The sequence below is a fragment of the Dactylosporangium sp. CS-047395 genome, from assembly GCF_050942185.1.
Classification (GTDB): Bacteria; Actinomycetota; Actinomycetes; order Mycobacteriales; family Micromonosporaceae; genus Dactylosporangium.
On sequence record NZ_CP192015.1, the window covers coordinates 8,258,344 to 8,284,054 of the forward strand.

General features: G+C 71.5%; 23 protein-coding genes. 9 read left to right on the forward strand and 14 right to left on the reverse strand.

Going from position 1 to position 25,711, the window contains the following annotated elements:
• Positions 1-20 precede the first annotated feature (20 nt).
• The 8 genes from ACQP00_RS38790 to ACQP00_RS38825 form a co-directional block, all read right to left on the reverse strand.
• Positions 21-1,019, reverse strand: coding sequence for an ABC transporter ATP-binding protein (locus ACQP00_RS38790; protein ID WP_433206004.1), 999 nt, complete (start codon positions 1,017-1,019; stop codon positions 21-23).
• Positions 1,016-2,008, reverse strand: a complete 993-nt coding sequence (locus ACQP00_RS38795; RefSeq protein ID WP_433206007.1) for an ABC transporter ATP-binding protein — start codon at positions 2,006-2,008, stop codon at positions 1,016-1,018. Before ACQP00_RS38795 ends, ACQP00_RS38790 begins: the two co-directional genes overlap by 4 nt.
• Positions 2,005-2,889, reverse strand: coding sequence for an ABC transporter permease (locus tag ACQP00_RS38800; RefSeq protein WP_433206010.1), 885 nt, complete (start codon positions 2,887-2,889; stop codon positions 2,005-2,007). The genes ACQP00_RS38795 and ACQP00_RS38800 overlap by 4 nt, the downstream gene beginning before the upstream one ends.
• Before the next feature lie 64 nt (positions 2,890-2,953).
• Positions 2,954-3,922: an ABC transporter permease gene (locus tag ACQP00_RS38805; RefSeq protein ID WP_433206013.1), complete on the reverse strand. Its 969-nt coding sequence runs from the start codon at positions 3,920-3,922 to the stop codon at positions 2,954-2,956.
• Positions 3,923-3,986: 64 nt separating this feature from the next.
• Positions 3,987-5,585: an ABC transporter substrate-binding protein gene (locus ACQP00_RS38810; RefSeq protein ID WP_433206016.1), complete on the reverse strand. Its 1,599-nt coding sequence runs from the start codon at positions 5,583-5,585 to the stop codon at positions 3,987-3,989.
• A gap of 52 nt (positions 5,586-5,637) precedes the next feature.
• Positions 5,638-6,486 carry a fumarylacetoacetate hydrolase family protein gene (locus ACQP00_RS38815; protein ID WP_433206019.1) on the reverse strand — a complete coding sequence of 283 codons (849 nt, stop codon included), beginning with the start codon at positions 6,484-6,486 and terminating at the stop codon, positions 5,638-5,640.
• Positions 6,473-7,357 (reverse strand): Gfo/Idh/MocA family protein, encoded by an 885-nt coding sequence (locus ACQP00_RS38820; protein ID WP_433206022.1) that lies wholly within the window; start codon positions 7,355-7,357, stop codon positions 6,473-6,475. Before ACQP00_RS38820 ends, ACQP00_RS38815 begins: the two co-directional genes overlap by 14 nt.
• Complete coding sequence (locus ACQP00_RS38825; RefSeq protein WP_433206025.1) at positions 7,354-8,349, reverse strand: Gfo/Idh/MocA family protein; 996 nt, start codon at positions 8,347-8,349, stop codon at positions 7,354-7,356. Before ACQP00_RS38825 ends, ACQP00_RS38820 begins: the two co-directional genes overlap by 4 nt.
• 129 nt (positions 8,350-8,478) lie before the next feature.
• Here ACQP00_RS38825 and ACQP00_RS38830 point away from each other — a divergent pair, with 129 nt between their 5' ends.
• The 3 genes from ACQP00_RS38830 to ACQP00_RS38840 are packed head-to-tail and all read left to right on the forward strand — an operon-like array spanning position 8,479 to position 11,722.
• The gene (locus tag ACQP00_RS38830) at positions 8,479-9,801 is read left to right on the forward strand and encodes an aspartate aminotransferase family protein (protein ID WP_433206028.1); all 1,323 of its coding nucleotides are present in this window, start codon (positions 8,479-8,481) and stop codon (positions 9,799-9,801) included.
• A complete protein-coding gene (gene hisD, locus ACQP00_RS38835; RefSeq protein WP_433206031.1) occupies positions 9,801-11,099 on the forward strand; it encodes a histidinol dehydrogenase in 1,299 nt (432 codons plus the stop codon). Before ACQP00_RS38830 ends, hisD begins: the two co-directional genes overlap by 1 nt.
• Entirely contained in the window at positions 11,096-11,722 is a 627-nt protein-coding gene (locus ACQP00_RS38840; RefSeq protein ID WP_433206034.1) for an SGNH/GDSL hydrolase family protein, read from the forward strand. Before hisD ends, ACQP00_RS38840 begins: the two co-directional genes overlap by 4 nt.
• Before the next feature lie 433 nt (positions 11,723-12,155).
• On the opposite strand, the gene ACQP00_RS38845 is transcribed toward ACQP00_RS38840, so the two are convergent.
• Positions 12,156-13,151: a zinc-dependent alcohol dehydrogenase gene (locus ACQP00_RS38845; protein WP_433206037.1), complete on the reverse strand. Its 996-nt coding sequence runs from the start codon at positions 13,149-13,151 to the stop codon at positions 12,156-12,158.
• Positions 13,139-14,020, reverse strand: a complete 882-nt coding sequence (locus tag ACQP00_RS38850; RefSeq protein WP_433206040.1) for an SMP-30/gluconolactonase/LRE family protein — start codon at positions 14,018-14,020, stop codon at positions 13,139-13,141. Before ACQP00_RS38850 ends, ACQP00_RS38845 begins: the two co-directional genes overlap by 13 nt.
• A 26-nt stretch (positions 14,021-14,046) precedes the next feature.
• Here ACQP00_RS38850 and ACQP00_RS38855 point away from each other — a divergent pair, with 26 nt between their 5' ends.
• The gene (locus tag ACQP00_RS38855) at positions 14,047-15,753 is read left to right on the forward strand and encodes a dihydroxy-acid dehydratase (protein ID WP_433206043.1); all 1,707 of its coding nucleotides are present in this window, start codon (positions 14,047-14,049) and stop codon (positions 15,751-15,753) included.
• A gap of 27 nt (positions 15,754-15,780) precedes the next feature.
• A complete protein-coding gene (locus tag ACQP00_RS38860) occupies positions 15,781-17,193 on the forward strand; it encodes an RICIN domain-containing protein (protein ID WP_433206046.1) in 1,413 nt (470 codons plus the stop codon).
• Between the two features lie 144 nt (positions 17,194-17,337).
• On the opposite strand, the gene ACQP00_RS38865 is transcribed toward ACQP00_RS38860, so the two are convergent.
• On the reverse strand, positions 17,338-17,790 hold the full coding sequence (locus ACQP00_RS38865) for a winged helix-turn-helix domain-containing protein (protein WP_433206049.1): 453 nt from the start codon (positions 17,788-17,790) through the stop codon (positions 17,338-17,340).
• Between the two features lie 51 nt (positions 17,791-17,841).
• Between ACQP00_RS38865 and def the strand changes: the two genes are divergently transcribed.
• Positions 17,842-18,393: a peptide deformylase gene (gene def / locus ACQP00_RS38870; RefSeq protein ID WP_433206052.1), complete on the forward strand. Its 552-nt coding sequence runs from the start codon at positions 17,842-17,844 to the stop codon at positions 18,391-18,393.
• Between the two features lie 2 nt (positions 18,394-18,395).
• On the opposite strand, the gene asnB is transcribed toward def, so the two are convergent.
• Entirely contained in the window at positions 18,396-20,264 is a 1,869-nt protein-coding gene (gene asnB / locus ACQP00_RS38875; RefSeq protein WP_433206055.1) for an asparagine synthase (glutamine-hydrolyzing), read from the reverse strand.
• Between the two features lie 134 nt (positions 20,265-20,398).
• Here asnB and ACQP00_RS38880 point away from each other — a divergent pair, with 134 nt between their 5' ends.
• Complete coding sequence (locus ACQP00_RS38880; RefSeq protein ID WP_433206058.1) at positions 20,399-21,661, forward strand: ammonium transporter; 1,263 nt, start codon at positions 20,399-20,401, stop codon at positions 21,659-21,661.
• Here ACQP00_RS38880 and ACQP00_RS38885 read toward each other — a convergent pair.
• Entirely contained in the window at positions 21,645-22,841 is a 1,197-nt protein-coding gene (locus ACQP00_RS38885; protein WP_433206061.1) for an MFS transporter, read from the reverse strand. The two genes, ACQP00_RS38880 and ACQP00_RS38885, sit on opposite strands and share 17 nt — an antisense overlap.
• A gap of 18 nt (positions 22,842-22,859) precedes the next feature.
• Positions 22,860-23,453 carry a DUF4232 domain-containing protein gene (locus tag ACQP00_RS38890; RefSeq protein ID WP_433206064.1) on the reverse strand — a complete coding sequence of 198 codons (594 nt, stop codon included), beginning with the start codon at positions 23,451-23,453 and terminating at the stop codon, positions 22,860-22,862.
• Between the two features lie 66 nt (positions 23,454-23,519).
• Between ACQP00_RS38890 and ACQP00_RS38895 the strand changes: the two genes are divergently transcribed.
• Both ACQP00_RS38895 and ACQP00_RS38900 read left to right on the forward strand, forming a co-directional pair.
• On the forward strand, positions 23,520-23,864 hold the full coding sequence (locus ACQP00_RS38895) for a DUF488 domain-containing protein (protein ID WP_433206067.1): 345 nt from the start codon (positions 23,520-23,522) through the stop codon (positions 23,862-23,864).
• 239 nt (positions 23,865-24,103) lie between these two features.
• A complete protein-coding gene (locus ACQP00_RS38900) occupies positions 24,104-25,711 on the forward strand; it encodes a restriction endonuclease (RefSeq protein WP_433206070.1) in 1,608 nt (535 codons plus the stop codon).

Here is a 25,711-nt window from a genome sequence, read left to right on the forward strand (position 1 = left end):
GCCTCCTCGCGGGGCGTGCTTTACGGCGTGGACAGGGCGGCGGGTAGCTCGGGGAAGTGGCAGGCGCTGGGATGGCCCGCCCCGATCCGATCGATCAGGGCCGGTGCCTCCTGCGCACAGACATCCTGGGCCTTCCAGCATCGCGTGCGAAATCGGCAACCCGACGGCGGGTCGGCCGGGCTCGGCACGTCCCCGGTGAGCGTGATGCGTTCGCGCTGGTCGCGGCCGACCGGGGTGGGCACCGGAATGGCCGACAGCAGCGCCTGCGTGTAGGGGTGGGTCGGGCGCGCAAAGATGTCCTCCCGGGTGCCCGTCTCCACGATCCCGCCGAGGTACATCACGGCGACCCGATGGGAGATGTGCTTGACCACGGACAGGTTGTGGGAGATGAACAGATACGCCAGTCCCAGCCGGTCCTGCAGGTCGCGCAGCTGGTTGATGACCTGCGCCTGGACCGAGACATCCAGGGCACTCACCGGCTCGTCGAGCACCAGCAGCTTCGGGTTGAGCGCGAGCGCCCGGGCCAGCCCGACCCGCTGGCGCTGGCCGCCGGAGAACTCGTGGGCGAAGCGGCGGGCGTGCTCGGGGCGCAGGCCGACCAGCCGGAGCAGCTCGGCGACCCGGTCCGCGCCGCCGTCGCCGTAGCGGCCCTGCACCCGCAGCGGCTCGGCCACGATCTCGTGCACGGTCATCCGCGGGGACAGCGAGGCGTACGGGTCCTGGAACATGATCTGGATGTCCCGCCGCCTGGTGCGCATCTGCGACTGCGGCAGCCGGGCCAGGTCGGCGCCCTCGAACAGGATCCGGCCGGCGGTCGGCTCGAGCAGCCGGACCAGCAGGCGGCCGGTGGTCGACTTGCCGCAGCCGGACTCGCCGACCAGCGACAGCGTCTCCCCCGCGGCCAGCTCCAGGTCGACGCCGTCGACGGCCCGCACGGCCCCGACCTGGCGGCGCAGCACGCCCTTGCGGATCGGGAAGTGCTTGCTCAGTCCCTCCACTTTGAGCAGTGGCTCAGTCATGCGAGCTCCTCGTGGAAGTGGCAGGCGCTGCGGCGGCCCGCTCCGATCTCGAACAGCGGGGGACGGTCCGTCTTGCACACGTCCCGCGCCAGGGCGCAGCGCGGATGGAAGGGGCAGCCGGCCGGGGGCGCGGCCATGTTCGGCGGGTTGCCCGGGATGGGGTCGAGCCGGTCGGTCTCGGTGTCCATCCGCGGGAGGCTCGCCAGCAGGCCCAGGGTGTACGGGTGGCGGGGCCGCTCGAACAGCTCCAGGACCGTCGCGGTCTCGACGACCCGGCCGGCGTACATGACGACCACCCGGTCCGCCATCTCGGCCACGATGCCGAGATCGTGGGTGATGAGGATGGTCGCCGCCCCGGTCTCCCGCTGCGCCTTCTGCAGCAGCTGCAGCACCTGGGCCTGGATGGTGACGTCGAGCGCGGTGGTCGGCTCGTCGGCGATGATCAGGTCCGGGTCGTTGGCGATGGCCATCGCGATCATCGCGCGCTGGCGCATGCCGCCGGAGAACTCGTGGGGGTACTGCTTGGCCCGGTGCGCCGCGTCCGGCACGCCGACGAGCTGCAGCAGCTCGACCGCCCGGGCCCGGGCCGCCTTCTTGTCCCGCCTGGCCTGGTGCAGCAGGACCGTCTCGGCGATCTGGTCGCCGATGCTCAGCACCGGGTTCAGCGCGGTCATCGGGTCCTGGAAGATCATGCCGACCGGGCCGCCGCGGATCGCCCGCAGCTGCCGCGCCGAGAGCGCCTGCAGATCCTGGCCGCGGAAGGCGAGCGTGGCCGCCTTGACCCGGGCCGGCGGCTCGCGCAGCAGGCGCAGGATCGACATCGCGGTGACGGTCTTGCCGGAGCCGGACTCGCCGACCACGGCCACGATCTCGCCCTCGTTGATCTCCAGGTCCACCCCGTCGACGGCGTGCACGACGAGGTCGTCCATGTGGAACTCGACCGTCAGGTCCTCGATCTTGAGAAGCTGCTCGTTCGGCCGGTCGGTCATGACTGCCTCGGATCCACGGCGTCGCGCAGGCCGTCGCCGATGAAGTTGACGGCGAGCACGGTCAGCGCGACCGCGACGCCCGGGGAGAGCCACAGCCACGGCTCGGAGCGGATGACCGTGAGGCTCTGCGCGTCGGTGAGCATGTTGCCCCAGCTGGCCGCCGGCGGCTGCACGCCCAGGCCGAGGAACGACAGGGTCGCCTCCAGCATGATCGCCTGGGCCACGGCCAGGGTGGCGGCCACGCTGACCGGGGGCAGCGCGGCCGGGATGATGTGCCGGCGCAGCAGCCAGATCGGCCCGGCCCCGGTGGCCCGGGAGGCCAGCACGAACTCCTGCTCGCGCAGCGACAGCGTCACGCCGCGCACGATCCGGCCGCAGACCGGCCACTGGAACAGCCCGATCGCGATGATCATCGTGAGCACGCTGGGGCCGAGGATGCCGGCGATGACCACGATGACCACCAGCGACGGGAACGACATGAACACGTCGGCGATGCGCATGATGAGCCCGTCGACCCAGCCGCCGAGCAGCCCCGCGATGCCGCCGAGGACGGTGCCGACGACGACCGCGAGGGCGGCCGAGGCGATGCCGACACCGAGCGAGACCCGCCCGGCGAACAGCAGCCGGCTGAACACGTCGCGGCCGGTGGAGTCGGTGCCGAGCCAGTGGTGGCCGCCGGGCGCGGCCCGCGCGGCCAGCAGGTCGATCTGGTTCGGGTCGTGCCCGGACAGCGGCCGCGCGAACAGGGCGGCCAGCACGACGAGGAACAGGAACACCAGGCTGCCCAGGGCGACCGGGTGCCGGCGGAAGCGCCGGAACGCACCGCGCCGCGGGATCGCCTCGCCGACCTCGGCGGCCTCGGCGGACGTCTGGATCGTCATCGCAGCCTCACCCTCGGCTTCGCTTCGCGGATCTCGGAGGTGGCCGAGTCGGCCATCGGGATCGTCATCGCAGCCTCACCCTCGGGTCGACGAGTGTGTACAGGACATCGGCCAGCAGGTTGGACAGCAGCACCAGGATGGCGATGAGCAGCGCGAAGCCGATGATGACCGAGTAGTCGTGCTGGTTGACCGAGCTGACCGCGAGCTGGCCCATGCCGGGCCAGGCGAAGACCTGCTCGATGACGACCGCGCCGGCCAGCAGCTGGGGCACGTTGGAGGCCACCACGGTCAGCAGCGGGATGAGCGAGTTGCGGAACGCGTGGCGCAGGACGACCCGGCGCGGGGGCGCGCCCTTGGCCTCGGCGGTGCGCACGTAGTCGGCCTGCAACTCGGTGATCATGGAGCTGCGGACGTACCGCATGAAGGGCCCCGAGTTGCCGAAGCCCAGAATGAGCGCCGGCAGGACGAGATGGCGGATCGTGTCGAGCAGGCTCGGCGCGGTCGGGTCGGAGATGCCCGACGACGGCAACCACTGCAGCTTGAGCGTGAAGAGGTAGATCGCGATCAGCGCCACGAAGAAGACCGGGATCGACACCGACCCGAGGCTCACCACGGTCGCGGAGTAGTCGACGAGCGAGTTGCGCCGGCGGGCGGCCGCGATGCCGAGCGGGATGGCCACCAGCAGCGAGATGAGCAGCGCGACGCCCATCAGCTCGATGGTCGGGCCGATGCGCTCGCCGAGCACCTCGGTGACCGCGCGCCCGTTGAGCAGCGAGTAGCCGAGGTCGCCGTGCAGGGCGTTGCCGAGCCAGTGCCAGTACTGCACGAACACCGACTGGTCCAGCCCGAGCTCGTGGCGCTTCTGCGCGATGAACTCGGCGCTGCCGGCGTTGAGCTGGTCGGCGGGGACCTGCATCGCGATCGGGTCGCCGGGCGTCTTGTGCACCAGGCCGAAGATCGCGACGGTGATCAGGAAGAAGACCAGCACGTTCACCAGCAGGCGGCGGATGAGATACGCCCCCAAATCGCTCACCCTCCTTCATGGGGTAGAGGCCGGGCGGGTGCTGGACCCGCCCGGCCGTCCATCGACGATGCGATCAGGCGGTGATGCTCCAGCTCGCCGGGTCCCAGAAGTTCGCGTCCTGGGAGCCGGGGGCCCGGAAGCCCTGGACCTTCTTGCTCACGCCCCACAGACCGTACGGGTTGTACAGCCACATGAGGTCGGCCTGCGCGTTGGACTCGACGGCCGCCTGGTCGTAGAGGCTCTTGCGCTGGGCCTGGTCCACCGTCTGGTTCGCCTGCGTCATCAGCCCGTCGAGCTTCTGGTCGCAGAAGAAGTTGATGTTGCCACCGGCCGGGTACTGCTGGGCGCACGCGGTGATGACGTTGATCGCCGAGGAGTCCACGGCGTAGTTGCCGCCGCCGTAGAGGACCATGTCGTACGACTTGTCCTTGTAGGTGCCGGCGATCTGGGCGGCCTGGATGTTGACCAGGTTCACCTTCACGCCGACCGCCGCGAGCTCGCTCTGCACGATGGTCGCCGTGGCGTCCCGGTCGCGCTGGCCGTGCACCCACTGCAGGTTGACGGTCCGGTTGGGGTCCCACCCGGCGTCGGCCAGCAGCTGCTTGGCCTTCTCGACGTTCTTGGCGTAGTCGTTGAGCCCGGACGGCTCGTTGGCCTTGGCGAAGTCGGAGAGGCGCACCTCGGCCTTGCCCATGAGCACCGTCTTGACGATCTGCTGGCGGTCCACCGCGTAGAGGAACGCCTGGCGGACCCGGGCGTCCTTGAAGTAGTCCTTGGACTGGTTCAGCGCGATGCGCACGAACCCGGCGCCGGGCTTCTCCTGCGTGCCGACGTTGCTGAAGCCGGCCACGGTGGCCGCGTCGGTCGGCGAGTAGGAGGCGATGTCGATGCCGCCGTTGCCCAGCTGCGCGGTGGCGACGTCGGACGTCATCGGCTTGAGGTAGACGTCCTTGATCTTCGCCGGGTTGCGGTAGTTCGGGTTCGCGGTGACGTGGACGTACTGGTTGGTCTTGTACTCCACGAACGTGTACGGGCCCATCCCGACCGTCGGCTTGCGGAAGAACTCGTCCTTGGCCACGGCGTCCGGGGCGTCCTTGCCCAGCACGTGCTCGGGCAGGATCCACGGGTAGCCGATGACCGCGAGCAGGCCGAAGTTCGGCGCGGCGGCCTTGATGACGAACGTGTCGTCATCCGGGGCCGAGAAGCCGGCGATGGTCTGCGACTTGCCGGAGGTGAAGTCGGCGACGCCCGCGACCCCGGCGTAGCTGCCGGCGGTGGCGCTGGTCGTCTTCGGGTTGGCCAGCAGGTTGTACGTGAACAGCACGTCCTTGGAGGTGAACGGCTGCCCGTCGCTCCACTTGAGGCCCTTGCGCAGATGGAACGTGAACGTCGTGGCGTCCGGCGAGACGTCGTAGCTCTCGGCCAGCCGCGGCTGCAGCTTGTAGTCGGGGTCGACGGCGAGCAGGCCCTCGTAGACGAAGGACATCACCTGCGAGTCGGCGCCGTTGAGCGGGGCCAGCGGGCTGAACACGCCGGCGGGCTCCTGGTACAGGTACACGTTGAGCGACGACTTGCCCGGCGCGGAGGACGTCGTGTCCGACTTCGGGCCGGTGCAGGCGGCCATGGCGAGCAACGCCATCGCGGCCGCACCGGCAAGGAACACCCGTTTCATGGGCACCTCTTGGTATCGGGGGTTGGCATATCGGAGGTGTTGGGCGCGGCCTTCAGGCCACCGTGTTGCGGAGGGTTCCCAGCGGGCCGAGGTCGACGGTCATCTCGTCGCCGGCCTTGAGGTATTCACCGGTCGCGGCTCCGACGCCGGAGGGGGTGCCGGTGAGGATGACGTCACCGGGTTCCAGGGTCATGAGCCGCGAGGCATGGGCGATCAGCTCGGCGACCGAAAAGATCATGTCCTTGGTCGAGCCGTGCTGCTTGGTGACGCCGTTGACGTCGAGACGGACCGGGATCGCCTGGGGGTCGCCGGCCTCGTCGGCGCTGAGCAGCCAGGGGCCGAGCGGGGCGAAGCCGTCGCACCACTTGCCGGCCAGCCAGTCGAAGAACCAGACGGCCTTGTCGTCGGTGTCGCGCTCGAAGCCGTAGTCCATGCTCCGGGCCGACACGTCGTTGGAGGCCATGTAGCCGGCCACGTAGTCGAGGGCCTCGGCCTCGCCGACGTTGCGGGCCGTGCGGCCGATGACGACCGCGAGCTCGGCCTCCCAGTCGACCTCGTGGCTCACGCCGGGCAGCGGGATCGTCGCGCCGGGGCCGACGATGGACGTGGGCGGCTTGAGGAACAGCCGGGGCGACAGCCGGGACTTGTCCAGCGGTTCGCCGCCGGTCTCGGTCACGTGGTCCTGGTAGTTGGCCGCGGCCGCGAGCAGCTTGCCGGGCCGCTGCAGCGGAGCCAGGAGTGCTACTGCTTCCGGTTTGTGGTGGCTCCGAGCGACGTCCTTTGTGGATAGTCCGCTTTCGACAAGCTTCTGGAGATCTCCGTCGCCCAGTTCGGCGATGAGATCGCCTTCGATCCTGCCGTGGCGGACCGCTCCGTCGCGCAGGTAGCTAACGAACCGCATCGAGCTGCACTCCCCGGCTCTCCTTGATGGACTGAAGGGCCGCCTCGACGACCCGCTGCGCGCGGACGGCATCGCGCGGGCCGAGCTCGGCGCGGCCCGTGCGCACGCCGGCGGCGAGCACGTCGAGCAGCGAGTCGACCGTGCCCGGGCCGGTCCACGCGTTCCTGGCTTCCGTCGTGGTGCGCACCTGCAGGGCCGGCCGCGTGGCGTCGACGACGAGCACGCCGTGCGAACCGCTGATGCGGTACCGGTGCAGCAGCAGGCCCCCGGGGGCGATGCCGTGCTCCTGCGGCACGCGGCCCACCACGATGGTGCTGGTGACCCCGCGCTCGTGGTCGAGCTGCAGGGTGTCGAGCGGCCCGGCGGTCGCGCGGACCTTGGTCACCGCGAGGCCGAGCAGGTCGCAGACGATGTCGATCGGGTACAGCCCGAGGTTGAGCAGTTCCCCGCCCGGCCCGATGTCAGCGACGGAGTCGCCGCCGGCCACGATGAAGTCGCACTGCACGTTCCACGGCAGCCCGACCCGGCCGGCCCGGACCGCGGCCCGGGCCGAGCGCACGGCGCCGCCGAGGCGCTGGTGGTGGGCCGGGACGACGAGCACCCCGTGCTCCTCGGCCAGCCCGGCGAGGCGCTCGCACTCGTCGGCGGTGGCGGCCAGGGGCTTGTCGGCCAGGACGTGGCGGCCGGCCCGGATCTCGCGCTCGATGGCGCCGGCCCGCTCCGCGAGGGGCAGGGCGACCGAGACGACCTCGGCGTCCTCGTCCTCGACGACCGTGAACGCGGGGTGGCGGTCGAAGGCTGGGCGGTACATGTCGCGCTGGTGGTTCTGGGTTCCGATCCCGGCCTCGCCGAGCAGCCTGACGCGGATCATCCGAGCACCTCGTCCAGGGTCACGCGCTCGCCGGTCTCGATCGAGCGCTCCGCGGCCACGCCCATGGCGACCGCGAGCACCGCGTCCTCGACGGGCATCAGCGGCTCCGCGCCGCCGATGCTGTCCAGCCAGGCCCGCAGCTGCCGGGCGAAGCCGTTGCCGCCGGCCGCCGGGATCAGCGCGGGGCCGGTCTCGGCGTAGAGCACCGCGGCCTCGCCCTCCCAGTCCTGGCGGATCGAGCCGCCGGTGCCGGCCACGAACAGCTCGCGCTGGTTGAACGAGCCCGGCCGGTGGGCCCGGCTCATCTCGCACACCGCGGTGGCCCCGTTCGCGTAGTCCACCACCATCTCCAGGTAGTCGTAGATGCCCAGCTCGGCGGCGGTCTGCTTGTGCCCGCGGGCGCTCACGGCGATCGGCCGGGCGCCCAGCCACCAGGTGGCCAGGTCGAGCAGGTGGACGCCGTTGTGCAGGGCGTGCCCGCCGGACTTGGCCGGGTCGGCGACCCAGGCGCTCCAGTCGGGCCAGATCCAGCCGCCGAGGATGGCCAGGCGGACCAGGAACGGCTCGCCGATGCCGGCCACCGCCTCCTTGACCGCGCGGCCGTAGTCGTAGGCGCGGTGGGTGTGCGCGGCCGCCAGGATCAGGCCCTGGCCGGCGAACGTGGACTGCAGCGCCCGGGCGTCGGCTACCGTGGTGGTCAGCGGCTTCTCGATCAGCAGGTGCTTGCCGGCCCCGGCGACCGCGGCGCCGATGCCGGCGTGCGTGAAGTTCGGCGTGCACACGATGGCGGCGTCGACGTCCGGCCAGGCGAGTGCGGTTTCGAGGTCTGTGGCGTACGGTATGCCACCCTGCGACCGCGCGAACGCGGCGGCGCGGCCGGGGTCGACGTCGACGATCCCGGCGATGCGCGCTCCGGGTGTGACGGCCACGGCGGCACTGTGCGCGTCGGCGATGAACCCGGCGCCGACCAGCAGGATGCCGATCTCGTCCACCTGGCCCCCTTCATTTTCCTGGAGTCGTTTGGAACGTAGTTTCATGTCGTACAGAAGGACTGTCAAGGTCCACTTTCGGAACATGGAACGTCTTGCCATGTTGATGCGCGGTGTTCTAGCGTCCCGGACATGCCCTCTGCACATCATCGGGAGGCCCCGCGCGGGCAGGCGATCGCGGAGCGGGCCGCCCGAGTCATCCCCGGCGGCGTCAACTCCTCGACCCGCTACATCGGCGAGCCCTACGCCTTCGCCGCGGCCGACGGCGCCTACGTGACCGACGCCGACGGCCGGCGGTACCTCGACTACCACGCCGCCTTCGGCGCGATCCTCCTCGGCCACAACCACCCGGTCGTCAACGACGCCGTCCGGAACGCCCTCGGCGGTGTCGACCTCGTCGGCCTCGGCGTGACCGAGGGTGAGGTGGCGCTCGCGGAGCGGATCGCCGACATCATCCCGTCCGCCGAGTCGATGATCGCCACCATGAGCGGCTCGGAGGCCACCGCGCAGGCGATCCGCCTGGCCCGGGCGGTCACCGAGCGCGACCTCATCATCAAGTTCCAGGGCGGTTTCCACGGCTGGCACGACGCCGTCGCCCGCAACGTCATCTCGGCGCCGGACAAGGCCTACGGCCGCGACCCGCTCTCCCGGGGCATCCTGGCCCAGGCGATCGACGCGACCCTCATCGCCGAGTTCAACGACCTCGAATCCGTCGCCGCCCTCTTCGACGAGCACCCGGAGCGGGTCGCCGCGGTCATCCTCGAGCCGATCCCGCACAACGTCGGCGCGCTCCTGCCCACCCAGGAGTTCGTCGAGGGCCTGCGCACGCTCACCCGCGACCGGGGCGCCCTGCTGATCTTCGACGAGGTCATCACCGGCTTCCGGCACGCCCTGGGCGGCTACCAGCAGGTCGTCGGGGTCACGCCGGACCTCACCACGTTCGGCAAGGGCATGGCCAACGGCTTCCCGATCGGCGGCGTGGCCGGGCGGCGGGACCTCATGGAGCGCTTCAACGGCCGGACCGGCGACGTGCTCATGGCCGGCACCTTCAACGGCAACCCGCTCGCCTGCGCGGCCGCCCTGGCCACCATCGACTACCTGCAGGCCAACCCGGACTTCTACACCCGCACCCACGCGTTCGGCGCCCGCATGCGCGAGGGCCTCGCCGCCCTCACCGCCGAGCTCGGCATCGAGGCCACCGTGGCCGGCTTCGGCGGGGTCTTCGCGGTGTACTTCGCCAAGGCCCCCGTCCTGGGCTACCGCGACCTCATGCGCAACAACGACAAGGCGTACGTGGCGTTCCACCGCGGCATGACCGAGCGCGGCTTCCTCATGCTGCCGATGGCGCTCAAGCGCAACCACGTCAGCGGCTCGCACACCGCCGCGGAGATCGACCTGACCCTGGAGGCCGCCCGCGAGGTCCTGATCTCGCTGCGCCCCCTGCTGGAGGGATGATGTCGTTCTCGTTGAAGGCCGCCGGTTCGGTTGCCGGCTCGTCCGTCGCCGGCGTCGCCGACACGGTCGCCTCGGTCATCGCCGACATCGAGGCCCGCGGCGACGACGCCGTGCGCGACTACTCGGAGAAGTTCGACCACTGGTCGCCGCCGAGCTTCCGCCTCTCCCCCGAGGACATCGAGCGCATCGTCGCCGGCGTCGACCGCCAGGTCATCGACGACATCCGGACCGTCCAGCGCAACGTCGGCGACTTCGCCAAGCGGCAGCTGGAGTCGTTGCAGGACTTCGAGGTCGAAACACTGCCCGGGGTGTACCTCGGGCAGAAGTCGATCCCGGTGTCCGCCGCCGGCGCCTACGTCCCCGGCGGCCGCTACCCCCTGGTCGCCTCGGCGCACATGACGGTCGTGACGGCCAAGGTGGCGGGGGTCCGGCGCGTCGCCGCCTGCACCCCGCCGATCCGCGGCGAGATCCCGGCCGCCACGGTCGCCGCCATGCACCTGGCCGGCGCCGATGAGATCTATCTGCTGGGCGGCGTCCAGGCGGTGGCCGCCCTGTCGATCGGCACGCAGACGATCGCCAAGGTGGACCTGCTGGCCGGCCCGGGCAACGCGTACGTGGCCGAGGCCAAGCGCCAGCTCTTCGGCCGCGTCGGCATCGACCTGTTCGCCGGCCCGACCGAGATCCTCATCGTCGCCGACGACACCGCGGACCCGTTCATCGTCGCCGTCGACCTGCTCAGCCAGGCCGAGCACGGCCCGGACTCCCCCGCGATCCTGGTCTGCTCCTCCGAGCGGGTCGCCCGCGAGGCCCTGGCCCACGTCGAGGCCCTGCTGCCCGGCATGCCGACGAACGACTACGCCGGCCCGGCCTGGCGCGACCACGGCCAGATCATCGTGACCGGGACGACGGGGGAGGCCTTCGCGGTCGCCGACGGCTTCGCCTCGGAACACGTCCAGGTCCTGACGGCCGAACCCCGCCGGGCGCTGGACCTGATGCAGAACTACGGCGCCCTGTTCCTGGGCGAGGGCACCTGCGTCTCGTACGGCGACAAGGTCATCGGCACCAACCACACCCTCCCGACGCGCGGCGCGGCGCGGTACACCGGCGGCCTGTGGGTCGGCAAGTACCTCAAGACCGTCACGTACCAGGAGGTCACGTCCCAGGAGTCCAGCGTGGAACTGGGCCGCCTGTGCGGCCGCGCCGCGCGGGTGGAGCTGTTCGAGGGCCACGCCCGCTCGGGCGACGTCCGTGCCGCGAAGTACGCGGGCGACCCCCTGCCCTGGGCCCCGACCGGATGATCTTCGACAACGGCGACCGGGTCCTGTTCATCGGCGACAGCATCACCGACTGCGGTCGCCAGGGCCCGGCCGCCCCGTACGGCGACGGCTACTGCAACCTGCTGCGCGCCCTGGTCACGGCCCGTCACCCCGAAGTCGCCCTGACCTGGCTGAACCGCGGCGTCTCCGGCAACACGGTCCGCCACCTGCTCGAACGCTGGGAACGCGACGCACTGGCGGAACGGCCGGACTGGCTGGCCGTGTTCATCGGCATCAACGACGTGTGGCGGCACTTCGGCGAGCGCGCCCATGAGCACGTGCCGCTTCCGGAGTACGAGTCGACCCTGCGCTCGCTGCTCACCGAGGCGGTGGAGACGACGGGCTGCCACCTGATCCTGGCCACGCCGTACTTCATCGAGCCTTCGTCGACCGACCCGCAGCGCGCGATGAGCGACCAGTACGCGGGCGTGGTTCGCAAGGTGGCCTCGGACCACGGGGCGCTGCTGGTCGACACGCAGGCGGTGTTCGACCGGCTGCTGCTGTCGCGGCCGTCCCCGGAGTGGGCGCCGGACCGGGTCCACCCCGGCCTGGAGGGGCACATGGCCCTCGCGCTCGCGTTTCTGGACGTGATCTCGGGGGCCTGACGCTTTTCCACCGGCCCGATGGGCACCGCAGCAGTGCACTCGGCCGATGGTTCGGGCCACCTATCGGCGGCCCACCGGGTTAAGTGGGCCCGGTTCGACGCTGGTTACGGGAAGGTGGTCCAGACCGTAAGGGACCGGCGGGTTCGTCGTGGTCGACGATCGGTGGTACAACTCGGAACTTTTCTTTCTTTCCAAAGTCTTCTCCGGGACCACCGAACGTCGACCACCGCGGACCCGGATCCTGAATGTACGGTCTGGACCACCGAACGGTGACCAAAGTCGTCTCCGGGACCACGCTAATACATTCCGGTCGCGCCAGCGGCCGGGGACCATCGGCCGAGGGCACATGGCGGTGCCCATCGGTCCGGTGGAAAAGCGCAGGGCCAGCCTCTCGTCGTACGCGGGGCCGCCGTGGTTGTCGATGCCGTTCCGTCTAGCGCGCCGGGTCGACCAGGAGCTTCGGGCCCGGGCCGGCCGTCGCGGGACGGTTGCCGGCCAAGGCGGCGGCGACCTCATCAAGAGCAATGGTGGCCCCGACCAGCGGGCGGGGGTCGACCGAGCCGTCGGCGTAGGCGGCGATGGCGCCCGGCAGGCCGGCCGAGGCGCCCAGGATGCCGACCGCCGTGACGTCCTTGAGCACCAGCTCGCGGGTGTCGACGGGGCTCGGGACGTCGGACAGTCCGATGTAGACGATCCGGCGGCCGGGCTCGACCAGGTCCAGGGCGAGCGACGGGGACGTCGGGTCGTTCGTGGCGTCGATGACGGCGTCCCACGGGCCCTCGGTCGCCTCGGTGAAGCCCAGGTCGCGGGCCAGGGCCAGCTGGGCCGGGTCGCGGCCGCGCAGGTGGACCTCGAGGCCCTGGGCCCTCGCGAACAGGGCGCACAGCAGGCCGATCGTGCCGGTGCCCAGGATCAGCAGGCGCTCGCCCGCGGTCAGGGCCGTGGCGCGGACGCTGCGCAGGGCGTTGCCGCCCGGCTCGACCAGGGCGCCCGCCACCGGGTCCAGGGACGCGGGGAGCTGGTGCAGGGTGTGGGCGGGGACGGTCAGGCGCTCGGCCAGGGCGCCGGGGATCGCGCCGCGGATGCCGACCTCGTTGCGGTCGGCGCAGACGTGGTGGCGGCCGGTGCGGCAGCGGGGGCAGGCGCCGCAGCCGATCATCGTGTCGCCGGTGACGCGGCGGCCGAGCCAGGCGGGGGCGGTGTCCGGGCCTACCGCCGTCACGACGCCGCACCATTCGTGGCCGGGGCGGACCGGGTAGCTGGTGATGCCCGTCTGCAGATAGCTGAGGCCGCCGGTGAAGAGCTCCACGTCGGTACCGCAGATGCCCGCCCGTTCCACGCCGATCAGCACCTCGCCGGGGCCCGGGACCGGGTCGGGCACCTCCTGGACCTCGGCCCGGTGCGGGCCCGCCAGGACTAGGGCGCGCACGCCGGTGGGACCCAGGCCGGGGCGGTCGGGCCGTGCGCGTCCACGCGCACGGTGAACAGGCGGCCGGCGTCCGGGAATTCGGCGCGCCGCTCGCGGGGCATGCCCCGGGCGGCGGTGGTGATCACGAGGAGGTCGCCGGCGAAGGTGCAGCTCGACGTGTTCAGGGCGGGGACGTCGACGGTGGCGAGCAGGGCGCCCTCCGGGGAGCGGCACTCGACCCGGGCGCCGCCCCAGACGGCGATCCACAGGTTGCCCTCGGCGTCGGCGCACATGCCGTCGGGGTGGCCGTCGGTGATGGTGAGCAGGTCGCGGCGCTCGCCCACGGCGCCCGTCGCCGGGTCGTAGTCGCGGACATGGACCAGGCCGGGCAGGGTGTCGACGCTGTAGAAGCGGTCGCCGGACGGGCTCCAGGCCAGACCGTTGGACAGGTCCAGGTCGGCGTCGAGGACGGTGACGCCGTCGTCCTCCAGGCGGACCAGCACCTCCTCGCCGCGCCGGTCGTCCTGGGCCAGGCTGCCGACCAGGAACCGGCCGGCGGGGTCCACGGCGCCGTCGTTCAGGCGGCTCGCGCGGTCCTCGGGCAGGACCCGGGCCACGTGGGTCCTGGTGTCGTCGGGCCCGAGCCGGGTCAGCGTGTGCCGCTCGGCGACCAGCAGCGACCCGTCGTCGGCGAAGGCGACCGCCCCGACGGTGTCGGCGAAGGTCCAGGAACGGCGGGCCTCGACCGTACCGTCGACGCCGAGAAATCCCTCGTGGACCGTGTTGGCGAGGATGTCCACCCAGAGCAGCCGGGACCGCGCCTCGTCCCACACCGGGCCCTCGCCCAGCGCGTAGGCGGCGTCGGTGGCGGGACGCGCGGTGTACCGCATACCCGGGACAGTACTACCCTCGATGCATGCCCGGGCGACGCAGCGCGCAGTGGTACGGCGGGGACGACCGCAACGCGTACATCCACCGCGCCTGGATGCGCCGCGGGCTGCCCGCGGACGCGTTCGACGGGCGGCCGCACATCGCGATCGCCAACACCGCCAGCGACCTGACCCCCTGCAACGCGCACCTGGACGAGGTGGCGCGCAGCGTGGCCAACGGGGTGTACGAGGCCGGCGGCATCCCGCTCGACCTGCCCGTGGTGTCGCTGGGCGAGACGCAGGTGCGCCCGACCGCGATGCTCTGGCGCAACATGGCCGCGATGTCCACCGAGGAGATGCTGCGGGCCAACCCGATCGACGGGGTGGTGCTGCTCGGCGGCTGCGACAAGACCATCCCGGCGCTGCTCATGGCCGCGTGCTCGGTCGACCTGCCGGCCGTGGTGGTGCCGGGCGGGCCGATGCTCACCGGCACGTTCCGCGGCGTCCCGCTGGGCTGCGGCACCGACGTGTGGAAGCTGTCGGAGGAGGTGCGCGCGGGGACGCTGTCCGAGCGCGCGTTCCTGGACTCCGAGTCGTCGATGATCCGCAGCCGGGGCCACTGCAACACGATGGGTACCGCCTCCACGATGGGCCTGCTCGCCGAGGTCCTCGGGATGACGCTGCCGGGCATCGCCGGCACCCCGGCCGCGGACAGCCGCCTGCTGGCCGCCTCGCACGCCACCGGGATGCTGGCCGTGGACCTCGTGCACCGGGAGCGGCGGCCCAGTGCGGTCCTGACGCGCGGCTCGTTCCTGAACGCGATCGTGGCCCTGGCCGCCCTCGGCGGATCGACCAACGCCGTCGTGCACCTGCTCGCCATCGCCGGGCGGGCCGGGATCGAGCTGACCCTCGACGACTTCGACCGCGCCGGGGCCGGGGTGCCGCTGCTGGTCGACCTGCAACCGGCCGGCCGCTTCCTGATGGAGGACTTCCACCGGGCGGGCGGGCTGCACGCGGTACTGGCGGAGGTTCTGGATCTTCTGGATCATGACGCGTCCACCGTGACCGGCCGGCCGCTGGTCGAGCACCTGGCCGACGCGCAGATCTGGGACCCGCAGGTGATCCGCCCGCGGGCCGAGCCGCTGCAGCCGCACGCCGGGATCGCCGTGCTGCGCGGCAACCTGGCCCCCGACGGTGCGGTCATCAAGCCGGCCGCGGCCTCCCCGCACCTGCTGCGGCACCGGGGCCCGGCGGTCGTCTTCGACTCGGTCGAGGACCTGCGGGCCCGGCTCGACGATCCGGCGCTGGACGTCACCGCCGACTCGGTGCTCGTGCTGCGGGGCTGCGGGCCGAAGGGGTACCCCGGGATGCCCGAGGTCGCCAACACGCCCATCCCGGCCAAGCTGCTGAGCCAGGGCGTCCGCGACATGGTGCGCATCTGCGACGGGCGGATGAGCGGCACCGCGTACGGCACCGTCGTGCTGCACGCCGCCCCCGAGGCGGCCGCCGGCGGTCCGCTGGCCCGGGTGCGCACCGGCGACATGATCGAGCTCGACGTGGCCGCCCGCACCCTGCACGCCGAGGCCGACCTGGACGCCCGGGAGCCGTCGCCGGAGTTCCTGGCCGCGCTGGCCCGGCCGGCGCGGGGCTGGGCACGCCTGTACGTCGACACCGTCCGCCAGGCCGACACCGGGGCCGACCTCGACTTCCTGCTCGGCGCCAGCGGTGATCAGGTGCCGCGCGAGTCCCACTGAGGCGCTCCGGTGTGCTCCCATGTGAGCATGAAGGCATCGAAGTACATCATGGTCTTGGCCGTCCTCGGCACGTTCTTCTGGGCGGCGCCGGCCCACGCGGCGGCGGTCACCGTCCAAAGTGGAGTGCAGCTGCGGGACACCGCCGGCAACCTGCTGCACGCGCACGGCGGCGGGGTGATCAAGGTCGGGAGCTACTGGTACTGGTTCGGCGAGAACCGCAACGCCAACGACACCTTCCGGTACGTCGACGTCTACCGCTCCACCGACCTGCGCACCTGGGAGTTCCGCAACCACGCGCTGACCCAGTCGTCGGCGGCCGAACTGGGCTCGGCGAAGATCGAGCGGCCCAAGGTGATCTACAACAGTTCGACGGGCCAGTTCGTCATGTGGATGCACAAGGAGAACGGCAGCGATTACGGCGAGGCGCGGGCGGCGGTGGCCACGTCGTCCACGGTTGATGGAAGTTACACGTATCGCGGCAGTTTCCGGCCGCTGAGCTACATGTCCCGCGACATCACGCTGTTCCAGGACGACGACGGCACCGCGTACATGATCTCGGCCGCCAACGAGAACGCGGACCTGCACGTGTACCGGCTCACGAGCGACTACCTGACGGTGAGCGCCCGGGTGCAGCGGCTGTGGCCGGGCTCGTCGCGGGAGGCGCCGGCGATGTTCAAGCGCAACGGGGTGTACTTCCTGCTGACCTCGGCCGCCACCGGCTGGGGGCCGAACCAGCAGAAGTACGGGACCGCGACCAGCGTGACCGGAACCTGGAGCGGCCTTACCAACGTCGGGGACAACACGGCCTTCGGCTCGCAGACCGCCTCCGTGCTGCCGGTCGGCGGGTCGTACCTCTACCTGGGCGACCGCTGGGCCGGGGCGTGGGGCGGGCCGGTCAACGACTCGCAGTACGTGTGGCTGGCGCTGTCGTTCCCGAGCAACACCACCATGGGGCTGAGCTGGGCGCCGCAGCTGAGCATCGACGCCGCCGCCGGAACCGTTGCGGCCACAGCGGGCCCGGCCGAGCAGCTCGTTGCCCGGCACAGCGGCAAGTGCCTCGACGTGAGCTCGGGGTCGGCGGCGGACGGGGCTCGGTCGTTGCAGTACACCTGCGGCAGCGGCCTGAATCAGCGCTTCACGGTGCAGGATCTGGGCACCGGCTACGTGCGGCTGGTCGCCCGGCACAGCGGCAAGTGCCTGGACGTCAACGGCGGCTCGACCGCGGACGGCGCGACCGTGATCCAGTGGACGTGCGGCGGCGGTGCGAACCAGCAGTGGCAGGTGCAGAGCGCGGGCTCGGGCTACGTCCGGTTCGTGGCCCGGCACAGCGGCAAGTGCCTGGACGTGGCCGACGCCTCGACCGCCGACGGCGCGGGCGGACTGCAGTGGGCCTGCAACGGCGGCACCAACCAGCAGTGGACCCGCCGCGAGGTCGCCTAGCCTGCATGACGTGCTGCCGCCCGGAGGAGCCGGTGCGGTTTTGAGGGGGTGTGGGTGGAGCTTGCTCCCCCACCGCTTTTCAGGACATCACGCTGTAGCCAACGGTGCTAGGGCGCCCATACAGCGCTTCGACTTTCCGGTGCTTCAGTCGACGAGAGGGAAGAAACGTGCGACGGCCGCCACCGGGCCGCGATCGGGTCCGGGGCGGCCGGCGTAGCCGGCGATGAGGGCGCGGACGGCGTTGCCGAGCTCGGCCATCTCCTGCGGGGTGAGGTAGACGACCTCACTGAAGGCCTGGTCTCGCCGCCAGCGCCGGGGCGCCCTTTCGCGCACGGCGAGCCAGTGCTGGTAGCTCTCGTCCTCCAGGCCGCGGTTGAGCTCGCTTTGCAAAGTCTCTTCTTGGCGTAGCCGCCACGGCTTCGCCCGCCCCTCGGCCGGGACCTCCTCGACCGTGCCGGCCCGGGCCAGCTGGCGGAGGTGGAACGAGTAGAGGCCGGAGCTGCCGCCCAGCTCGCGGGCTGCCTCCGTGGAGGTGACGGTGCCGCGCTGCTTGAGCAGTTCGACGAGCGCGGTGCGCACGGGGTGTTCGTCCACCATGCCGTTGAGTATGCTGCTTTGCAAAGGACGATGCAAAGGGGCGTTCCGGCGATGAGCGTGGTTCCGGTCAGGATGTTCGGCGACCCGGTACTGACCACGGCGACCGACGAGGTCGTCACGTTCGACGCCGAACTGCGCCGCCTCGTACGCGACCTGTTCGACACCCTCGAGTCGGAGCGCGGCTCGGGCCTGGCCGCCAACCAGATCGGCGTGCCCGTGCGGGCCTTCGTCTTCCACGTCGACGGCGTGCACGGCCATCTCGTCAATCCGGTCCTGGACTTCCCCGACGCCGAGGAGCAGGACGGCCCCGAGGGCTGCCTCTCCATCCCGGGCCTGTACTTCGACACCGTCCGCCGCCAGCACGTGGTGGCCAAGGGCTACTCCGACCGCGGCGACCCGCTCCAGGTGGTCGGCACCGGGGAGCTGGCCCGCTGCCTGCAGCACGAGACCGACCACCTCGACGGCGTCCTGTTCATCGATCGCATGGACACGCCCCGCCGCCGCGCCGCGATGCGCGCGATCCGCTCGGCGCCCTGGTTCGGCGGCCCGGCCGCCCCGCGGGTGCAGGTCAGCCCGCACCCCATCTTCGGACGGATCCGCTGAAGCTACAGCTCCAGGCGCACCGAGTTGTGCCGGAGCCAGAGGTCGAGGGCCAGGCACTGCTCGATCTGGCGGCGGACCGGGGCGAAGCCGTCGTGCTCGTACGGGGCCGAGGCCAGCGCCGCGACCTTCGCCGGGTCGAGCAGGTCGGCGGCCGGGGAGTCGATGGTCACCGACAGCAGGGCCTCGCGCAGGGCCCGTTCGTAGTTCTCGTCCTGGGTCGACGGGTACGGGCTCTTCACCCGGGACACCACCGAGGCCGGCAGCGCGTCGGCGGCCGCGGCGCGCAGGAGGCTCTTCTCGCGGCCGTCGAAGGTCTTCATCGACCAGGGGGTGTTGTAGACGTACTGCACGAGCCGGTGATCGCAGAACGGCACCCGCACCTCCAGGCCGTGGGCCATGCTCATGCGGTCCTTGCGGTCCAGCAGGATCTGCACGAAGCGGGTCAGGTGCAGGTAGGAGATCTCGCGCATGCGACGGTTGCGCGGGTCCGGGTCATCGCCGTGGTCGACCTCGGCGATCGCGGTGCGGTAGGCGGCGTCGCGGTACTCCGCCATCCGCAGCGAGTCCAGCACGTCCCGGTCCAGGGCCCCGCCGCTCAGGTCGCCCGCCAGGTCGTTGCCGGGGAGGTCCTCCGGGGCGAACACCGCCAGCCACGGGAAGTTCGCCCGCTCGATCACGGCGGGCTGGTGGAACCACGCGTAGCCGCCGAACACCTCGTCGGCCGCCTCGCCGGACAGGGCCACCGTCGAGTGCTCGCGGACCGAGCGGAACAGCAGGTACAGCGACGTGTACAGGTCGCCGCCGAAGGTCGGCTGGTCCATCGCGGTCACCACGGCCGAGCGGCTGAGCGGGTCCATGAGGGTCGCCGCGTCCAGCACGATGTCCTCGTGGTCGACCGACAGGTGCTTGACCACGTCGTGGACGAACGGCGTGTCCGGGGTGGACCGCATCGGGTCGGGCCGGAAGTGCTCGGTCTGGCCCACGAAGTCGACCGCGAACGAGCGCAGCGGGCCCTCGCCGCGCCCGCTCAGGGCGGCCTGGGACAGCGCGGTGATGGCCGAGGAGTCCAGGCCGCCGGAGAGCAGGGCGCACAGCGGCACGTCGGCGATCGTCTGCCGGGCCACGATGTCGTCCAGCAGCTCGCGCACGGTGCTGATGGTGGTGTCCAGGTCGTCGCGGTGCTCCTCGTAGGAGGGCCGCCAGTACTGCCGGTGGTGCAACCCCTCCGCGTCGACCCGCACGAGGGATCCGGGCACCACCTCGTGCAGGTCGCGGTAGATCCCGTGGCCGGGCGTCTTGACGAAGGCGAGCAGCTCGCGCAGGCCGCCCGCGTCCACGACCGCCTCGGCGAGCGGGTGCGCGAACACGCCCTTGGGCTCGGAGGCGAACAGGACCGTGCCGGGGACGCCGGTGTAGTAGAAGAGCGGCTTGACCCCCATCCGGTCGCGGACCAGCACGAGCTGCTCGCGGCGGACGTCCCAGACGCCGAACGCGTACATGCCGTTGAGCCGGTCGACGAAGTCCTCGCCCCACTCGAGGTAGGCGTGCAGCATCACCTCGGTGTCGCTGTCCGTCCGGAACACGTGGCCCCGGCCGCGCAGCTCCTTGCGCAGCTCGAGGTAGTTGTACAGCTCCCCGCTGTACGTGATGGTGGCGACCTCCCGCCCGTCGTGTTCGACCGTCATCGGCTGGTCGCCGGTGAGCAGGTCGATGACGGCGAGGCGGCGGTGGCCGAAGGCGACGTGCTCGCGGACCCACACGCCCTCCGCGTCGGGCCCGCGCTGCACCATCCGGCCGGTCATGGCCCGCAACGCCGCCCGCTCGCGGCGAAGGTCACGACCGAAATCAACCCAACCGACGATTCCACACATGGTGGCGCCCTTCCCCGGTTACGGGCCTGTAACCAACCTGCGTCCCGCGTAACACCGGGGAAACTCGTCCGAACCCGGCGCGAAACGGCGGCCCGGCACGCTGACGCGGCCCGCAAGTCGATCGAGGGGGACGCATGCCCGAAGGGTTCAGCGCCGGGGACACCGCCTGGCTGCTCGTGAGCGCCGCACTCGTCCTGCTGATGGTGCCCGGCCTGGCGCTGTTCTACGGCGGGATGGTGCGGATGAAGAGCGCCCTCAACATGCTCATGATGTCGTTCGCCTGCCTGGCCGTGGTCACCGTGGTGTGGGTGCTGGCCGGCTACTCGCTCGCGTTCGGGCCGGACGTCGGCGGGCTGATCGGCTCGCTGCGCCACGCCGGGATGGCGGGCGTCGGGATGCACGATCTCACCGGCACGGTACCGACGGCGGCCTTCGCGTCCTTCCAGCTCATGTTCGCGATCATCACCGCGGCCCTGTTGTCCGGCGCGATCGCCGACCGGGCCAAGTTCGGGGCGTGGATCGGGTTCGTCGCCGTGTGGGTGCTCGTGGTCTACGTGCCGATCGCCCACTGGGTCTTCGGCGGCGGCTGGATCGCCACCCACCTGCACATCCTGGACCTGGCCGGCGGCACGGTGGTCGAGGTGAACTCGGGCGCCTCCGGGCTCGCCCTCGCGCTGGTGCTCGGGCCGCGGCTGGGGTTCCGGGCCGACCCGATGCGCCCGCACAGCCTGCCCCTGGTCGTGCTCGGCGCGGGTCTGCTGTGGTTCGGCTGGTTCGGCTTCAACGCGGGCTCGGCGCTGACCGCGGGCGGGGCGGCCGCCATGGCGTTCCTCAACACCCAGGTCGCCGGGGCGGCCGCGGTCTGCGGCTGGCTGATCGTCGAGCGGCTGCGCGACGGGCACCCGACCACCCTCGGGGCGGCCTCGGGCGCGGTGGCCGGGCTGGTCGCGATCACCCCGTCATGTGGGTCGGTCAACCCGTTCGGGGCGCTCGCCATCGGCGCCGTCGCCGGGGTGGCGTGCGCGTTCGCGGTCGGGTTGAAGTACCGGCTGGGCTATGACGACTCGCTCGACGTGGCCGGCGTGCACGGCGTCGGCGGGCTCCTCGGCACGCTGCTCATCGGGCTGTTCGCGACCTCGGCGGTGACCGGCGGCGACAGCGGGCTGTTCTACGGCGGCGGGGTCGGGCTGCTGGGCCGGCAGGCGCTCGCGGTGCTGGTCGTGGCCGTCTACGCGTTCGGGGTGACGTGGCTGGTGGCCAAGGGCATCGACCGCCTGGTCGGCTTCCGGGTGCCGCCGGAGCACGAGCGGGGCGGGCTGGACCTGGCCGTGCACGCCGAGAGCGCGTACGAGCTGCACCCCACCGGCACCGGAGCGCGGGTCAGCCACCTGGCGTGAGCGCCGGGGCCGGCGACCGCCGGACCAGCAGGCGCCACACGGCCAGCTGCACGACGGACAGCGTCAGCGCGAACGGCAGCAGCGTCCAGATCCCGACGTGCTGGGCCAGCCAGCCCGCCAGCCACGGCAGGAACGACCCGCCGAGCAGGGACAGGCCGTTCATGACGCCGATCGCGGTGGCCATCAGCCGCTGCGGCACCAGCTGCGGGGTGACCGCCATCGCGGTCGGGAACAGCGGCCCGAGGAAGAACCCGAGCAGCACGAAGCCCGCGGTCGCCAGGGATGCCGTCGGTACCGCCCACAGCAGTGCCGACGCCGCCGTCACGCCGAGCAGACAGGAGGTCGCCATGCCGGCCGCCGACATCCCGGCCCGGGTCGCGAGCGGGCTGATGAGGAAGCGGCCCAGGGTGAGGCCGAGCCAGTAGCCGCTGACCGTGTACCCGGCGACGACGTCGGGCTCGCCGTGCTCTTTGACGAGATAGGTGAAGGCCCACGTGCCGACGCCGATCTCCAGCCCGACGTACACGATGAGAAACAGCGAGCCGAGGACCACCGCGCGGGTGCGCACCGCCTCCAGGAACACGCCGCGCGGGCGCTCGGCGTCGGCGTGCTCGGCCGCCGGGGCGCGGCGCGGATAGGCCAGCAGGAACCCGGCGGCCAGCGGCAGGCACAGCACGCCGAGGACGAGCCAGACCGCGGTCCAGCTCGTGTACTGCAACATCCACGCCGCGAGCAGCGGCCCGAGCAGCGCGCCGACGCCGAAGAACGCGTGCAGCCGGTTCAGCAGCGTGGTGGAGTCCGGCAGCTCGGCCAGGAAGACGTTGAGGATCGACTCCAGGACACCGGTGCCGTAGCCGACGAGCAGCTGCACCGCGACCAGGATCGCGAACGACGGCCGCACCGCCATGGCGAACGCGCCGGCGGCGTAGAACGCGGCCCCGACGACCAGCGCCATGCGCACGTGCACGCGGTGCAGCAGCGCCCCGGCGGTCGCCCCGGCCGCGAGGTACCCGGCCGAGGTGGTGAAGAAGGTGATCCCGATCGTGGCCTCGTCGATGCGGTAGTCCGCGATCTGCGCCGGGATGAGCACGCCGGCGACCCCGGCGCTGAGGCCGACGAGCACGAACGTGGCGTAGGACAGCACAACCGGCGCCCAGCCCGGGCGGCGCACGAGATTCACCGCCGCATGGTACGGGTTCTACTCGCTCGCGCCAGCCTCCACCGGACCGACCTGGGCGCGACCCACGCCCTGGGCCGAGCACACCTGCTGCTGGAAGGGCACGAAGTCGGCGGCCGTCTCGTCGGGCAGATACACGCGGTAGCCCCGGATCTCGACCGGCTGACATGAGTCACCGAAGTTGCCGGGCTGTGGGCTGCGGATCTGGGCGTGGGCGGCCTGCGCGGGTTGCAGCGCGAACTGCTTGGGCGCGATGCTGGTGTCGCGCTCGGCCGGCTGGTTGACCTGCTGCCCGTTGTCGCCGGTCACCCAGGAGACGCCGGGGTAGCCCTCCAGGGTGCAGGTCTTCGACGTGGCGTTGGTGAAGACCAGCCAGAGGTACTGGCTGCCGGCCGCGCCGCCGCCGGGCGCGCCCTGCACGGCCAGCTTGACGTCGCCGTGGTGACAGCGCGTGTCCGCCTTCGGGGCCTCGGACGGCATTGCCGCGGTCTCCGACGGCGATGGGGCGGCCGTGGTGCCGCTGGTGGTGCCATTTGCGGTGCCATTTACGGTGCCACCGCAGCCGGCGGCTGTCGCCAGTAACGCGACCGCCAGCAGGGCCTTGCTTCGGTTCATGGTGTGCTCCTCCCTCACCCGGTTACCCAGGCGCCCAAATCGCAATCAATCAGGCACAGTTGAGGGATGGTGCTGGTGAAGCGGGCCTACGAGGAGCCGGCCCCGGCCGACGGGCGGCGCGTGCTCGTCGACCGGCTGTGGCCGCGCGGCCTGGCCAAGGACAGAGCCGACGTCGACGAGTGGCTGAAGACGGTGGCGCCGTCACAGGAACTGCGCAAGTGGTACGGCCACGACCCCGCCCGCTTCGCGGAGTTCGCCGAGCGCTACCGGGCGGAACTCGGCACCGGCGAGGCGGCGGACGCGCTGGGGCACCTGCGCGAGCTCGCCCACGACGGGCCCCTCACCCTGCTCACCGCGACCCGCGACCTCCCGCACGCCCACACCGCGGTCCTGACCAAGCTCGTTCCGTAGAAGTCAGGGTCATCGCCGGCTGACCCGACACATGGCCACCGCCGTGGGGGGCAGCCCTGGCACACGCCAATGCATGTCGGCACAGTTCCCTGATTGTCCTCAATGGAGCCTCGCGGGGCATCCCGGAATGGCTCACCACAACGTCGCCCAACGCGACCTGACCGGGCGGTGACGGAAACGGGCCGGTTCATTACTCTTCGGACCGCTCCGCTTCCAGGAGTCACAGATCGGAGTGGTCGATGGCACGGCGGCGCGGCTTCATTGCCCAGATTCAGCGGGCCCACGCACAGCAGGTACGCGCCGCCGAGCAGGCCGAGCGCGCGTACTACCGCCGACAGCAAGCGATGCGGCGGGCGGCCGAGCAGGCGGCAAAGGCCGCACAACGCGCTTCCGCCTACGACGAGCGCGAGCGGAAGCGGCTCTACCTCGAGGCCCGCGCGGCCGAAGTCGCCGCCGACAACGCCGATCTGCAGGCGCGTCTGGAGGAACTGGACGGCCTGCTGTCCGCGACGCTCGCCATCGACGACCACATCGACCTCGAGCGGCTGAAGGAACCGTTCCGCTTCCCGCCGTTCGAGCCCGGACCGCACGGCGTGGCGGAGCCGCCGGTTGACTGGCGGCGGTTCGAGCCCGCGGCGCCGACCGGGCTCGGCAAGATGTTCGGGCAGTCGAAGTACCAGCAGCAGCTGGCCACCGCGCAGTCGCAGTTCCAGCTCGCACAGAGCCAGCACGCCGCGCGGGAGGCGGATCGACAGCGCCGGGTCGCGGGCATGTACGCCCAGTACGAACAGGCCCGCCAGGCCAAGCAGGCTGAACTCGCGGCCCAGCACGCGGAGATCGACCGGTGGGCCGCCGGGTTGCGCGCCGGCAATCCCGAGGACGTCGTCGAGTACTTCGGTCTCGTCCTCTCCAACTCCGTGTACCCGGACGACTTTCCACAGAACTTCCGGATCGCCTACGTTCCGGAGTCCCGCCAAATCGTCGTCGAGTACGAGCTGCCGGCGCTCGGCGTGGTGCCGGCCGTGCTGGACCACCGGTACGTGAAGACGCGGGACGAGGTGACGTCCAAAGCGCGGACGGCCAAGGAGATCAAGGAGCGGTACACCTCCGTCGTGACGCAGGTGACGCTGCGGACGCTGCACGAGCTGTTCGAGTCCGATCGCGCCGGGCTGGTCGAGACGGTCGCCTACAACGGGGTCGTCGACACCACCGATCCCCGCACCGGGCAGAGCATCCGGCCCTGTCTGGTCACCGTGCGGGCCACGCGCGAGCAGTTCGAGGCGCTGAACCTCGACAAGGTGGACCCGGCCGCGTGCTTGCAGTACCTCAGCGCGACGGTGTCGAAGCGGCCGGAGGAGCTCGCGCCGGTGCGGCCGGTCCTCGAATTCGACATGGTGGACAAGCGATTCGTCGACGAGGTCGACGTCCTCGCCGATCTCGACGAGCGGCCGAACCTGCTTCGGCTCACTCCGACCGAGTTCGAGAGCCTGATCCAGAACCTCTTCACGAAGATGGGGCTGGACACGAAGCAGACCCGGCCGTCGCGGGACGGTGGTGTCGACTGCGTCGCGTTCGATCAGCGGCCCATCTTCGGCGGCAAGGTGGTCATCCAGGCGAAGCGATACCGCAACACCGTCGACGTGTCCGCGGTCCGCGATCTATTCGGCACCGTCCAGAACGAGGGCGCGTCCAAGGGAATCCTCGTCACGACGAGCGGGTACGGGCCGGCGTCCTACGAGTTCGCGTCCGGCAAGCCATTGGAGCTGCTCGACGGGTCCAATCTGCTGCACCTGCTCGCCGAGCACGCCGGGATCAAGGCCCGCATCGACCCGAACGACCTCGACTGA